We start from the raw sequence: 13,227 nt of genomic DNA on the forward strand, positions 1-13,227 counted from the left end.
GAAGGTATGTTCATGCATATATTCAACTACCGGGTGAAATGCCTGGTGCGCGATAAGGAAACAGTGTTCTGGACGCTGCTCTTCCCCCTGCTGCTGGGAACGATGTTCTACTTCGCCTTCGGCCATGTCATGGGGGCGCAGGAAACATTCAACCCCGTGAGGACAGTGGTAGTAGATAGCCCGGCCTATCGAGAAAACGCCAGATTTCGGCAGGTGCTGGAGTCGCTATCGAAGGCAGGAGCCGATCAGATACTTGAGCTGACTGTGGTCGATGAGAAGCAGGCTTATGACCTGCTAGAAGATGGTTCTGTTGTTGGGGTCATCACGGTCGGCGGGTCAGACGAGTCAGGCGAGTCAATAGGGCTCACAGTGAAACAGTCAGGCATCAACCAGAGTATACTGAAAGCGGTTCTAGACGAGTACTCACACACAAGCAAAACGGTTACGAGTATCGTTGCGAAGAACCCGGGTGCTGTTCAGCAGGTGCTCGCAGGGCTAGGAAGCCGAAGGAGCTATACCGAGCAGGTGTCGTATTCGGATACTGTGTCGGATCCCCTGACAAGTTACTTTTACGCGCTAGTCGCCATGGCCTGCATGTACAGCGGCTTTTGGGGCCTGCGCAACACAATCGACGTGCAGGCTGACTTGTCCGCCCAGGGGGCCCGGAGAAGTGTAGCGCCCACGCACAAGCTCAACGTGGTGCTATGTGATGCGGCAGCAGCAGTAACCGTCAGCTTCGCAGAGGTACTGGTATTGCTCGCGTATCTAGTGTTCGCACTGCGGGTGAGCTTCGGAAATCAGCTGGGCTTCATACTGCTGACGTGCTTCGCAGGATGCGTCGCAGGGGTGTCATTTGGTCATTTCGTCGGCACGGTTGTTCGGAAGAGTGAGGGTGTGAAAACAGGGATTCTCATTGGCGCCAACATGGCTATGAGCTTCCTGGCGGGGTTGATGACAGTAGAGATGAAAGACACCATTGCCCGTAAGGCGCCTGTGCTGTCGTACATCAACCCGGCGACTCTGATTAATGACGCATTCTACAGCCTATATGTGTTCGACAACCATCGTCGGTTCTTCGTCAATATCGGCATGTTGTGCCTGATTTCGGCCCTAATGTGCGCTGTAAGCTTCATTCAGCTGAGGAGGGATAGGTATGCAAGTATTTAAGGCCTATTTCAAGGTGCTGCGTGCTTCGACGGCGTCGATAGCAACTAACCTTACTGTGTTCTTAGGGCTTGCAGTGCTGTTCTCCTTCACTATGCCTCAAGCCGCAATCGTAGGCTTTCAGCCGACGAGAACCCCGATAGCTATACTCAACCGCGATGGCGACGCGCCGCTTGCGCAAGGCCTCATTGATTACCTGGCTCAGACCAGCAAGTTGGCGCCGTACCCCGACGATGCAGAGAAACTCCAGGATGCACTATACTTTCGCAATGTGGAGTACATCGCAATAATCCCGGCTGGTTTTTCGGATGCGTTCATGTCGGGCGGCGACTGCGCTATCCAGAAGGTCATCGTGCCTGATTCCACAAGCAGTTGCTACGTTGACATGAGCATCGACAAGTTCCTCAACACAGTGCGGCTTCACCGACAGTATGGCGGAGAAGAGTCGCAGGCGCAGCTGGCCGCAGCTGCCAGGGCTGACCTGGCGCTGGAAACCCCGGTTACCGTCAAATCGTCTGGCGCTGTCGACATAGGCCATCGTCCAGGGTATTGCTTCTACTACTCGGCCTGCGCCTATGCGTTGCTTGCAATGATCATGACGGGCGTAAGCTCTATTATGATTACATTCAACAAGTCTGACCTATATCTGCGCAACTCGTGCACCCCGCTGCCGCGCACCAAAATGAACCTGCAGCTGGCAGCTGGGCACGGCGTGTTCGCCCTGGGCTGCTGGGCGATACTCGTGCTGTGCAGTTTCGTGTTGCATGGAAAGAGCCTGTTCTCTTCTGGGCTGTTAGGGTTATACTGCCTGAACACCCTAGCATTTGCCGCTGTGTGCGCCTGCATTGGCTTTCTAGTGGGCAACTCCGTGAAGAGCAGTGGTGCACAGGCCGGAGCAATCAACGTGATTACACTGGGCATGAGTTTTCTGGGCGGAGTGTTTGTGCACCAGTCAATCATGAGCAAGTCGGTGCTCGCCGTTGCCAAGTTCCTGCCGTCGTATTGGTTCGTGCGGGCGAACGATGCCATCAGCGAGCTTACCAGGTTCACTGCGGATAGCCTGCGCCCCATCTACGGCAACATCCTGATTCAGCTGGGGTTTGCCGTTGCCATATTCTCGGTGACGCTGTTGCTGAGCAAAGAACGAAGGCTATCCCATCTATAGTGCTGCACCGCCCATAGCAGGCAGATTCAGCAGGCTGCCCGAGCAGGATGCGCCCAGGCCATGGGGCGCCCCTGTGGACCCGTCGAACCTGACCAAGGTGTTCCGCCGGCTTCTCAAGAGCGCCCGCCTGCCAAGGATACGATTTCACGACGTTCGTCACACTCATACACGCCTGGTGCCGAAAGTACGGGCACATCCCAAGATAGTGAGCGTCAAGGACATGACTAACCGGAAGAAGTCAGCCGATCAAATGCGACGCCTGGGCAGATACCCGGGCGTTGTTCATTGCTGCTCTATTGCGACCCCAGAATATGGTGGTTTGCGGATCCGTTTGCATAACACGAAAATCGGCCGAGTGGGAGAATCTCACTGTGGCCTAGACCCCTGATCCCCAAGGTTTGATATGGAATAGCCATATCGGGGCGTACGCACAACATCACCGTTTCCGCGTAGTTCGTGACCATTCTGTGATCATCTCGGGCACCCGGGAGATGAAGTTTAGCCGGCAAAAGAACCTGCAGATCGAGACCTTGCTGAATCATGAGTCGTTGAATGGAGCACTTTGCTGAGATCCCGGGTTGCTGTGCAGTAGTGCTATCATATACTACCTCATGAGTGACAGCGGATGACTGCCACATGATTCTAAATGAGGAGCCATGTTTTGCCAAGTGGTGGTCGATTGGCTCGAATGAAAGTAACAGCGGGCAACACGGAGCGCTGTGATGTGGACGTGGCTTCCTGTGTTCGTACTGAGTTGCAGGGGTTCGATGATGGATGCGTCCATACAAGCGTGCATCCCATGCCGACCATATTGGTAGGCTTATCGATATCCCTAACCACGTATATACTGGCAGAATTGTTGACTCCATCAAGGTTCATAGCTCTGCAACTTATGAAAAGTGCCTTAGCGCGATTCCGGCCAAGGATATTCAAGGGGACTATCTGCAGCCATGCTCTGCGTAACCATGGGATCAGTGTTGAACAGATCGTGGAGTGACTGAACCGATCCTTTTGTGGATGAATCAACTGCGACAGAATTGCAAACTGCATGTCGGTTGTGGCCAAACTCACAGGGACGGGGTACATCGAGTAGGGCGACGCCAAACCGGAGAGTATTAAGGACGGTGTCAAGGCCGGACTACTCGGGCGTGCCCTGCAATCCGTTCCTTCGGTACGTAGTCGCACCGGGTTTTCGCCTCTACCCTGCGGGACCGGAAGGAACGGCAAAATGCCTCCGCGGTACTGCGTTAGCTGGGCGTGTCTACCAGAAATTCGCAACAGGGACTGCCTATGAAGATTAGGCCAACCCCATGACGTCACTGCGTTGGATCCCACAAAAAAGTTTAGCAGGCATACTTATGGTAATCTCATGGCAGCTAATAGAACTTACTGAAACTTCACGTAACGTAACAAGAGGAAATCTGTAGCAAACGCTGAATCGTCAAATCATGAGTTGTTTGCTGCTATCCGACAGAGTCCGACATGGTATATGTTGGTCATAATGCCAGTGGATACGTTGGTCACAGCGGAGGCGAGATGACCTTGGCAATTGGGCACATCCAGGAGGGCAAAGGAGACGGGCGGATCCTTGAGCGCAGGACCCTCCGGAGCGCGCTTTCGTCATGCATGGTCTTAGTGTGGGGCTTGGCCGTATGCATCGTTTGCAGCATGACGATCGTCGCCCATTCGAGCAGCACACGCGCTTGCGCCACCGGGTATCTTTTCTTCAGTCCTGCTTGCTCAGCCTGCGATAGAGCTCTGCGTGTCTGTGCGAAAGCAGAGAAAGAGCACCGCGGCGCTGCCGGGGATGACCCACTATCGGCTTGTCGAGCACTCTGGGCGCTTGCCGCCCTCTCCCACGGTGTGGATTGCAGAGTGCGATGGTAAGGTGGTGTTTGACCAGAGGAGTTATGACTCTGGGCTGGTCGAGGCCATTGTGGCAGTGGTAGACCGGCAAAAGAATTGACCAGAACGATGAATTCCTAATCCCTGCTGAAGAATCTCCACCCATCGCAGCCCTTCCAGTTGGTGCAAAACTGCACGTTGTCCACCTCGATGGGAGTGTTAAGGTGTACAAGGCATCGCTTTCAGGGGGGCCACAGCCAGTGGAATAGACTCTTTCTTCGGAGGTGTCGACGCTTGATCAGGTTGCATGAGGTAACGAGGGAGTATCGGACTCATGGAGAGTTGGTGCGGGTTCTGGGCCCCGTCAATCTGGAGATTCCAGAGGGTCAGGCAGTGGCGGTGGTCGGTCCATCAGGAGCTGGCAAGAGCACCCTGCTCTCAGTGCTTGGGCTGTTGGATCGCCCCACAAGAGGAACGTACCGACTTGGGGCCATGGATGTGACGGAGCTATCCGAGACCCAACGAGCTGAGATGCGCCGAGATACAATAGGTTTCGTGTTTCAGCGCTACAACCTCCTTGACGAGCTTTCCGTGGTCCAAAACGTGGCATTGCCCCTATTATACCGAGGTTGGTCCGCTGTCAAACGCCGCGACGCCGCGCAGCGGGCCATCAACCGAGTGGGCCTTGCCGGCAAGGAGCGCCTCAGGCCCTCTCAGCTCTCAGGTGGCGAACAGCAGCGCGCTGCAATAGCGCGTGCTGTGGTGGGTAGACCCCAGGTGATACTGTGCGATGAACCCACAGGCAACCTGGATTCGAACACCGGGCGATTGGTGATGGACCTACTCCTTGAGATTCATCGTGATGCTGCTGACAGCGTGCTAGTTGTCGTAACTCACAACAGAGACGTGGCCATGGCACTTGATCGGATTCTGGTGATTCAGGATGGCAGGGTAACTCGGGCAGGCGCGCCCCAGGAGGTGTTGACGCGGTGAACTCCGGGATCACGGAGGACATTCTGGCAGGATTTCGCGGGCAACTGCGACGCAACTTCTGGGGCATTCTGCTTCTGTGGTTTGGGCTAACCATCTCCACAGCGACGCTCTCGTTGGGCCTGGGAATGGCTCAGTCCACCTATGGCAGCATGATTGGCCGCCTGCCAGGTGATCTGGATCGGTTGTACTACATCAAAGCCACAGAGGCCTCCGACATGTCGGGATCCGACGCACCGTCAGCGCCTATCCAGCGACGAACAGTCCGGGACGCCTTCACTCCAGCGGCGCTGTCCCACATGGTTAGCGAAGGTGAACTGGAAGGATTCTTCTTCACAGTCACCGGCAGGCCGTTTCTGGTGAAGACGGGCGCTGGCGGTGAGCTGCGGGAAGTTATGGCGGAGCTGATTCTGTATGACGGCTATGCGCCCTTGTATCCTGGCAATGCCGCGGGGGCGTTGGCTCGCGCCAGCGCCGAAGGTGGAATCGCTGTCAACTGCGCCTTCTCTAATCTGAGCGGAGGCCTGCGCGTGGGCGACATGCTTGAGCTCAATCCAGGCCACGCGCTTCCAATCGTGGCGCTAGTCGGTCGCAAGGTGGGCGGCGATCCGAGGTCACGGGTATTCGTTCCTATGCAGGCGTTTCCTCCAGGCGGCGGTTCGCCTGAGGTGGCCGTGTACGCCCCTCACGGTACCCCGTCTGACGAGGTGATAGCCAGATTCCTGCCCATTGTGAAGGGAGTGAGCGCAGATGCAATGGTCCAGGTTATCAGCGGGACCGAACGGTACATTGGCTCGATTCGTGAGGCGCGCATTGTTGCGGCAGTCACTTCGGGAATCGCCGTTCTCGTAGCTGTCGTGGCTTTCGTGAACGCAGGTAGTTTCGCTTCGCTCTGGGTGAGCGAGAGGACTCGCGGACTCGCTCTTAGACGAGCCGTCGGAGCAACGCCCAGGTTGATCGCTGCCTACATAATGTCCGATCTCGTCCTCATTACCGTAGTATCGCTGGTCGCGGGATATGTGCTGGTGTGGGTTGTCTGGAGGTTCTGGCTCAGCGCACACAGAATTGCCGCGGTCACTTGGGCGGGTCTGGCTGGGACCTGCCTTATTATGATGGCCGGAACGATGGTCCTCGGAGCATATCTATGCCGTTCGGTCAGCCGGCACGAGCCGGGAACTCTGCTGAGAGGTGCGATGTGATGAGTAAGCAGGGCAACATACGTTCGGCGATCGTCTCTTTTGCCGCAGCGCTGGAGATGCTCAGGGGCCGACGCGCACGGGTGCTGCTGATGATGCTTCAGTTCACCATCGGCTTTTGCGCTCTCGCAGTCCTCGCAGTCCTCATCGTTAAGTCGAGTGCTGTGGTCCGGGCCATGGAGCTTACGTTCAACCCGACAAATGTGTTGGGGCTCGGGAATTACATCACCGACTCTGCGCGTCGCACGTCTACGGAGGCCATAGTGCCCGACGAGATCCCGGCTCTTGAGGCCGTGCCAGGCGTAAGGCGGGCGGCTGTGTTCTGGGACGGTTTGGCTTTCATGTCGACGGGAGCGGACGGGCCGGAGCGCCCCATCAAGATCTACCTTGTGAACGATGCCTTCGAGAGCCTTGTCCGTCTCCGAGTGACCAAGCGCTTTTCGCCGGACGTGCCGGAGCGTGTGACCGGAAGCAGCGAAGCCGGGGACGCGTGGGCGTTCCTTACGAACGTGGCTTTGGCAGAGCTGGCCGGCCCGGGCGGCGTGATTCCCGATACGGTCGTCTTTCGACTCGCCCCTGACGAGTACGTACGCTCGGTGCGCCTTGCAGGGACGGTTGCTGACCCGACAGCTGGATGGCCAGAGTGTTCAGCCAGGCTTGATGAGTTCGCACAGGGTGTTCCTGCCCTGGTGATGGACTTCGGGCAAGTGGCGATGTGGGCCGGGCCAGCGGCGTTCCCCGATTTTTCGAACTCGGTTTGGCTGGTCCTGGAGGACCGAGCCGATGCCGATACTGTGGGCGAAGCCGTCAACCAGTGGTATTCTGATACTCACCCTGACACAGGGCACTACATTGGCATCCTTTCTATCAAAGACGCGATTGCAGAGTGCGCCTTGATCAAGCAGCCGCCCGTGATTGCGGCAGCGGGGCTGTCAGCGCTGCTCTTGATCTTGACTGGGCTCGGCTTCGCCGGGCACACCATGTACACGGCAAGCGCTCGGCGTTCGGAATGGGCGCTTCGCATGGCGGTGGGCGCAACCCGAGGGCACTTGGTCGCCCAGGTCATCATCGAGACGTTCCTGGTCATCCTGGTGTCTGCGGCCATAGGTACTGCTCTTGTAGCAGGGTTCGTGCCGATGATCACACGAGGAGGGGGGTGGTGGCAGAGCACAAGATGGGTGGGCTCGACCGCCGTCGCCGTAGTCGCTGCATTGGCGGTACTATGCGCACTCGCCGCGGCATATCCCGTGCACCGAGTTTCGCGGGAGGAGCCTTCATCGATTCTCAAGGAAGACCTGTGAGCGTGTCACGTTGGTGTCGGTCATCACCGATTCTCAGGCGTTTCGAGAAATCGACGCCATCGTGCCTGGCTCCATCGACCTCACATCGTTCTCAATTCTCTTCTCTCGTCACAAAGGCGGCCTCGAACTGCTCGCCAGGGGTGCGCGCCATTGAGTCTTTGGAGCGCGGCGACAGCGTGCTCATAGTCGAAGCGTGCACACACCACCCCATTGACGATGACATGGGCACTGTGAAGGTTCCAATCGGAAAGTCGGCGGCGAGCTGGCTTTCGAGTGGCGCCGCGGAGCTGATTGCCCTGCTGACCTAGCCCGATTCAAATTGGCGATGCACTGTGGCGGATGTGCGCTGAACCGGCGGGAAATGGTATCGCGCGTTGGCGCAGTGGAAGCGGTTTTCTTGCGGGATTGTGATGTAGACCGCCGGCGATACTCCCAGAGCCCGGAACATCTTATCCGGGAACAGTTTTGATTCAGAAAGCAGCCGACTGCCATCAGGAACAGGAATTCTGAATGCGTGCTCCGATGGGCAAAAGACGTTCCTGTCAACGCTGACTGAGTTCTACATTGAGGCTCGATACCCTGGTGATCGGCTGCAGCTGGGCGCCGTCTGCAACCGGGAGTTTGCCGAAACGCTTTTGGCCAGCACTGAGGAGATGGTCGAATGGATCGAGAGCCAGTTGAGAGAGTGATACAGGGATATATAGAAGTCCTCAGGCAGCGCAATGTGAGGGTCGTGCAAGCGATTCTGTTTGGTTCGCATGCGCTCGGAACCGCCGACGAGGACAGCGATATCGATCTGGCGATTATCTCGCCTGACCTGGGGCGTGATCGGTTCTCCGAGAGATGAAACGTTATCGAAGCATACCGGCACTGCTGCCAGTCCTATGCCTTCTGGTCGGTCTTTTTCCGGTCCAGGCCTACGCTGATGCGGCGCATCTTCAAACGCCCTCCGGCATAGCTTATGAGGATCTGGAAGCTGAACTACATCGAGGAAAATCAGGCGACCACCGACGGCGTGTACACTGCGGTTTTTCAAAACCAGCAAACGCTGAGTGAAATCAGCTATGGCCAGATGAAGCGGATATCAGAACCTATCTGTCGGAAGGCTTTCTTTCGAAGCTCTCCTTTGATGCGCCCATCACCATGCTCCACCTGATGAACCACACCGCGGGCTTTGAAGAGACCACCTTGCTGCTATTCGTTGGCGTACGCCTTGATCTGTTCCAACAGCAGCTTCATCCTTGGTCGTGCCTTCTCGTCAACATAGCTGAGTAGCTGTGCAGCTATCTTGGTCAGAGAGCCCGAGAAGCCAACTTCCATTGGCGCCTTCGTCCAATCCCAGGGAGAAGTCTCTTGAACCACGGGAGGGTTGTGCTGAAGTCGCTGTGGGTTATTCAGTCGTGACGAGCAGCGGACTCAATTATCCGCTATCCGCCGCGCAGTCCGATAACCATTTGATAGCACAGCACCATTCTGCTTGAGGATGAAATCCCGATATGCCTTCTCTTGGCCGCTGGCAGCTACACTGGGCAGAGATCTAGAGTCCCGCCCGATCTTCCGGGTTCCAATACTCTCAGGGCGCATGCATCAGGGGCGCCATGCCTATTGACAGCGAAGCAAGTGCGAGCTATCATGCATATAGATAAACGTCAATAGCATTGAAGAACATCGATATGGGGTGCGCAAACATGAAGCTGGGCTATGCTGAGTCGTCACTGATTTTCAGGGCATTGTCGGACGAAACGCGCCTGCGGACGCTGAACATGCTCTCCTCGGGGGAGCTATGTGCCTGCGAGATTCTTGAGAGTTTCCGCATCACTCAGCCGACGCTCTCCTATCACATGAACATCCTGTGCGACGCTGGGCTGGTGAGCGCTCGTAGAGACGGGGCCTGGGTGAGATATTCTCTGAACAGGGAGAAACTGCAGGCTCTGAAGGGCTTTATTGACGATGCTGTCGGCGCCGATTCCGGCGAAGAACACCAGTGAACGAAGGGAAGATGATCTGATATGGCCTTGCTTGGCTGGCTTAATGATCAATTGCTCAAGATGGAGTGGCTTTCGAATCTAGTAGCGCAGTTGGTTGAACATGTATTCAGGCTGGATATTGGGAGCCGGCTTGGGGGCAGCATCCACTTTTTCATCTATGACGCCATAAAGATTATCGTGCTTCTTTCGGCGCTGGTGTTCGGCATCTCCTACATTCAGAGCTTCTTCCCGCCCGAGCGCACGAAGAAGATATTGGGCAGGTTCAACGGTATCACCGCCAACATTCTTGGAGCGCTGCTTGGCACAGTGACCCCGTTCTGCTCATGCTCATCTATCCCTCTGTTCATTGGTTTCACCAATGCCGGATTACCATTGGGCGTCACGTTCTCGTTCCTGATTTCCTCGCCGCTGGTGGATTTGGCCTCGTTGATTCTACTGGCGAGCATCTTTGGCTGGCCAACGGCAATTGCGTACGTAATCGTTGGCATCGTTCTCGCCGTTGCAGCAGGGACCATCATCGGCAATTCGAAGCTGGAGAAGTACGTAGAGCCGTTCGTGTTCAGCACGATATCGAGCTCAGCCGGTTCCGACGAACAAACGCTCTCGACCCGCGAGAGGCTGATCTATTCAAGGGATCAAGCGGTAGGAATCCTGAGCAACGTGTGGATATATGTACTGGTAGGCGTCGGCATCGGCGCTGCGATCCACAACTGGATACCCGAGGCCATGATATCTGCCGTGCTTGGCCAGGACAAGTGGTATTCAGTTCTGCTGGCAACCGTAGTGGGAGTGCCAATGTATGCCGACATATTTGGAACATTGCCCATAGCTGAGGCTCTGGTGGCGAAGGGTGTTGGGCTGGGCACTGCGCTGTCGTTCATGATGGGCGTGACGGCGCTGTCGCTCCCGTCCATCATAATGCTGAAGAGGGTGGTCAAGTCCAGGCTTTTGGTCATATTCGTAGGAATGGTCACCGTGGGAATTATGATCATCGGCTACGCGTTCAATGCGTTTGGACATCTCTTCGTCTAGGTCCCAATGGTAGGCCGTAATGGACTCGCGAGTGGGAGGAGGAAGCACTCGATGAATTGGGCGAAGGCATCGAAGATACTAGTATCCGTCCTGATCATGCTTGCAGTAGCAGGCATTTGGTGGTTGAAGAACCCCCAAGACGGATCAAACGGCGCCGGCGGCTCGGGAGTAGAGGACAGCAACCCCGACTTCGCTCTGCATGTCACGGAGAAGATCAATCTTGAGGAACTGAAGTCTTATGGCATCCCCATAGTGATCGACTTCGGCGCCGATTCCTGCATTCCGTGCAAGGAGATGGCTCCAGTACTCAGGCAGCTTAACGAGGAGCTTCGTGGAAAAGCCATAGTCAAGTTCGTTGACGTATGGAAGTACCCGAGCCTGGTCGAGGGCTACCCTGTGTCGGTTATTCCTACTCAGGTGTTTGTAGATTCCGACGGCAAACCCTATGTGCCGGAAGATCCCGACTCTCTGGGCCTGAAGATGTACTCTACGAAGGATACCAATGAGCATGTGTTCACCACTCATGAAGGAGGACTGACCAAGGATCAGCTTCTATCAGTGTTAAAGGGGATGGGCCTGGAGCGATGAACGCTCTTGTGAACCGGTGGCTCGAGTGGTTCTCGTCTTCCATTTCCACGAACGCATGGCTAGCGCCGGTGTTCGCACTTCTGGCGGGGGTGCTTACATCGTTCACTCCGTGCGCGCTCGCAAGTGTTCCTCTGGTGATAGGGTACGTGGGGGGCACGGCACAGCGGGATGTGAGGAAGGCCTTCTGGCTATCTGCCGCCTTCTCGGCGGGGATGGCGGTCACGTTTACCGTGCTCGGAACTGCTGCCTCACTGTTGGGCAGGCTCATGCAGGGCACTGGGGGCTGGTGGTATCTGGCTCTCGGGGCTCTGATGGTCCTGATGGCGCTCCAAACCTGGGAGATCTTTAGCTTCATCCCGTCCACGTATGCGATGAGCAGAATCACCAGGCGCGGATTCCTGGGGGCGTTTCTCGCCGGAGTGTTGGGCGGTTTCTTCTCTTCTCCCTGCGCAACCCCGGTTCTGGTTGTTCTGCTCGGGATTGTGGCAAGGGAAGGCAGTATGGCGTGGGGTATGATGCTTCTGCTGTTGTATTCAATCGGGCATAGCGTGTTGGTGATGGTAGCCGGTACGTCTGTCGGATTCGTTCAGCGGCTGTCATCCAGCAAACGATACGGCGCGCTCAGCAATGTGCTGAGGATTGGTATGGGAGCAGTGATGCTGCTGATAGCGTTCTACATGTTCTACTTAGGATTCTAGGAGGTAGAGTGTCATGGTTATCAAGGTATTGGGTTCATGCTGTGGGAACTGCACCGCTCTGATGGAGAACACCAAGATTGCCCTTGCGGAACTGGGGATGGATTGCGCAGTGGAGAAGGTAACTGACTTCGCCGAAATAGCCAAATACGGGGTAATGTCCATCCCGGCTCTCGTTATTGACGAAAAGGTCGTATCCCTTGGCAAGGTGCTGAAACCCAAGGAGATCGTGAAGATTCTGGAAGGTGCGGCAAGGTGAGCGGCGGTTGCTGTTCAGAGGGCGCATCCCGCTGTTGCCCAAGGCAGGAACGCCCTAGAGTTGCGATCGATTTCTTGTACCTGGACCTGAACGTGTGCACCAGGTGCATGGGCACTGATGCCAACCTTGACGCAGCCATTGCCGATGTGTCGGGCGTGCTGAAGGCGGCCGGGTTTGACGTAGTGGTGAACAAGGTCAACATCACCTCAAGGGAACTGGCCGCCAGGTACGAGTTCGTGAGTTCGCCTACGATCAGAGTGAACGGCAGGGACATTCAGCCTGACGTGAGGGAATCGGCCTGTGAAAGCTGTGGCGACCTATGTGGAGATAGTGTGGACTGCAGGGTCTGGACGCATGACGGAACAGAACACACAGTACCTCCCAGGGAATTCATAGTCAACGCGATCCTGCGGGAGGTCTATTCGGATACGCGGACTTCAGCTCAGGATGCGCACGAGTACCGAATGCCTCATAACCTTGAGGTATTCTTCCGGGGACGCTAGGTTCTGCTCGGGGCAGCGGAGAGCCATCTGAACCTGGTCTGTGTGCGGGTTGCCATTGCGGCCTATATGGCCGGATGGCAAGATAGCCATGTAAAGGCAGTTCTGAGATTGTGAAGGTGAATAGGGTGACCACATCTGATGCCAAAGCCGTTGATCGGAGAGACAGCGGTGGATTTGGCTTTTTCGAGAGGTGACTCACGGCGGCGATGCGGGGCAGAAGCCTGCTGGTAGCTGCGACTGCTCGTGCGGTCAGTATTGACGGTATCGAGATCAGGGGCGTGCTCAACGCGGAGTGCGCCCCTGATGTTTTCGGCCCATATAAAGGAAGCAGTCTCCATTTGCAGGCCTGCAAATCGGCTGAAAAAACCTTCAACCCTGTGCCGTCAGGGTGCCTATGTGCCGCGACCGGCGGTTGTGCCGCCGGCAGAGGCCATTCGGCGCCCCCGGGACCAGGCGTGAATCGGGGTGGAGTGGATTCGAGGGGACAGCGGATGCCGTCCC

At 56.4% G+C, this 13,227-nt stretch carries 17 protein-coding genes; 16 read left to right on the plus strand and 1 reads right to left on the minus strand.

Annotated features, from left to right (window positions below):
• The first annotated feature begins 6 nt into the window (after positions 1–6).
• The 10 genes from VB144_08070 (at position 7) to VB144_08115 (ending at position 8,508) form a co-directional block, all read left to right on the plus strand.
• The gene (locus VB144_08070; GenBank protein MEA4883595.1) at positions 7–1,167 is read left to right on the plus strand and encodes an ABC transporter permease; all 1,161 of its coding nucleotides are present in this window, start codon (positions 7–9) and stop codon (positions 1,165–1,167) included.
• Entirely contained in the window at positions 1,154–2,329 is a 1,176-nt protein-coding gene (locus tag VB144_08075) for an ABC transporter permease (GenBank protein ID MEA4883596.1), read from the plus strand. The genes VB144_08070 and VB144_08075 overlap by 14 nt, the downstream gene beginning before the upstream one ends.
• A gap of 1,768 nt (positions 2,330–4,097) precedes the next feature.
• The gene (locus tag VB144_08080) at positions 4,098–4,295 is read left to right on the plus strand and encodes a hypothetical protein (GenBank protein MEA4883597.1); all 198 of its coding nucleotides are present in this window, start codon (positions 4,098–4,100) and stop codon (positions 4,293–4,295) included.
• Positions 4,296–4,468: 173 nt separating this feature from the next.
• Complete coding sequence (locus VB144_08085; protein ID MEA4883598.1) at positions 4,469–5,167, plus strand: ABC transporter ATP-binding protein; 699 nt, start codon at positions 4,469–4,471, stop codon at positions 5,165–5,167.
• A complete protein-coding gene (locus tag VB144_08090) occupies positions 5,164–6,363 on the plus strand; it encodes an ABC transporter permease (protein MEA4883599.1) in 1,200 nt (399 codons plus the stop codon). Before VB144_08085 ends, VB144_08090 begins: the two co-directional genes overlap by 4 nt.
• Complete coding sequence (locus VB144_08095) at positions 6,363–7,661, plus strand: FtsX-like permease family protein (GenBank protein MEA4883600.1); 1,299 nt, start codon at positions 6,363–6,365, stop codon at positions 7,659–7,661. The genes VB144_08090 and VB144_08095 overlap by 1 nt, the downstream gene beginning before the upstream one ends.
• A gap of 13 nt (positions 7,662–7,674) precedes the next feature.
• Positions 7,675–7,815, plus strand: a complete 141-nt coding sequence (locus VB144_08100; GenBank protein MEA4883601.1) for a hypothetical protein — start codon at positions 7,675–7,677, stop codon at positions 7,813–7,815.
• 22 nt (positions 7,816–7,837) lie between these two features.
• A complete protein-coding gene (locus VB144_08105; GenBank protein ID MEA4883602.1) occupies positions 7,838–7,969 on the plus strand; it encodes a hypothetical protein in 132 nt (43 codons plus the stop codon).
• Positions 7,924–8,130 carry a hypothetical protein gene (locus VB144_08110; protein ID MEA4883603.1) on the plus strand — a complete coding sequence of 69 codons (207 nt, stop codon included), beginning with the start codon at positions 7,924–7,926 and terminating at the stop codon, positions 8,128–8,130. The genes VB144_08105 and VB144_08110 overlap by 46 nt, the downstream gene beginning before the upstream one ends.
• A gap of 192 nt (positions 8,131–8,322) precedes the next feature.
• Positions 8,323–8,508, plus strand: coding sequence for a nucleotidyltransferase domain-containing protein (locus VB144_08115; protein ID MEA4883604.1), 186 nt, complete (start codon positions 8,323–8,325; stop codon positions 8,506–8,508).
• Between the two features lie 347 nt (positions 8,509–8,855).
• On the opposite strand, the gene VB144_08120 is transcribed toward VB144_08115, so the two are convergent.
• Positions 8,856–8,981, minus strand: a complete 126-nt coding sequence (locus tag VB144_08120) for a hypothetical protein (protein MEA4883605.1) — start codon at positions 8,979–8,981, stop codon at positions 8,856–8,858.
• A 368-nt stretch (positions 8,982–9,349) separates the two neighbouring features.
• On the opposite strand from VB144_08120, the gene VB144_08125 reads away from it, so the two are divergent.
• The 6 genes from VB144_08125 to VB144_08150 all read left to right on the plus strand — a co-directional run bounded on the left by VB144_08125 (position 9,350) and on the right by VB144_08150 (position 12,726).
• Positions 9,350–9,649 (plus strand): metalloregulator ArsR/SmtB family transcription factor, encoded by a 300-nt coding sequence (locus tag VB144_08125; GenBank protein ID MEA4883606.1) that lies wholly within the window; start codon positions 9,350–9,352, stop codon positions 9,647–9,649.
• Between the two features lie 21 nt (positions 9,650–9,670).
• Entirely contained in the window at positions 9,671–10,681 is a 1,011-nt protein-coding gene (locus VB144_08130; GenBank protein ID MEA4883607.1) for a permease, read from the plus strand.
• Positions 10,682–10,732: 51 nt separating this feature from the next.
• The gene (locus tag VB144_08135; GenBank protein MEA4883608.1) at positions 10,733–11,269 is read left to right on the plus strand and encodes a thioredoxin family protein; all 537 of its coding nucleotides are present in this window, start codon (positions 10,733–10,735) and stop codon (positions 11,267–11,269) included.
• On the plus strand, positions 11,266–11,967 hold the full coding sequence (locus VB144_08140) for a cytochrome c biogenesis protein CcdA (protein ID MEA4883609.1): 702 nt from the start codon (positions 11,266–11,268) through the stop codon (positions 11,965–11,967). Before VB144_08135 ends, VB144_08140 begins: the two co-directional genes overlap by 4 nt.
• A 13-nt stretch (positions 11,968–11,980) precedes the next feature.
• Complete coding sequence (locus tag VB144_08145; protein ID MEA4883610.1) at positions 11,981–12,223, plus strand: thioredoxin family protein; 243 nt, start codon at positions 11,981–11,983, stop codon at positions 12,221–12,223.
• Positions 12,224–12,297: 74 nt separating this feature from the next.
• Entirely contained in the window at positions 12,298–12,726 is a 429-nt protein-coding gene (locus VB144_08150; protein MEA4883611.1) for a DUF2703 domain-containing protein, read from the plus strand.
• The last annotated feature ends 501 nt before the right edge of the window (positions 12,727–13,227 follow it).

This window comes from Clostridia bacterium (genome assembly GCA_034926675.1).
Classification (GTDB): Bacteria; Bacillota; DTU025; order DTU025; family DTU025; genus JAYFQW01.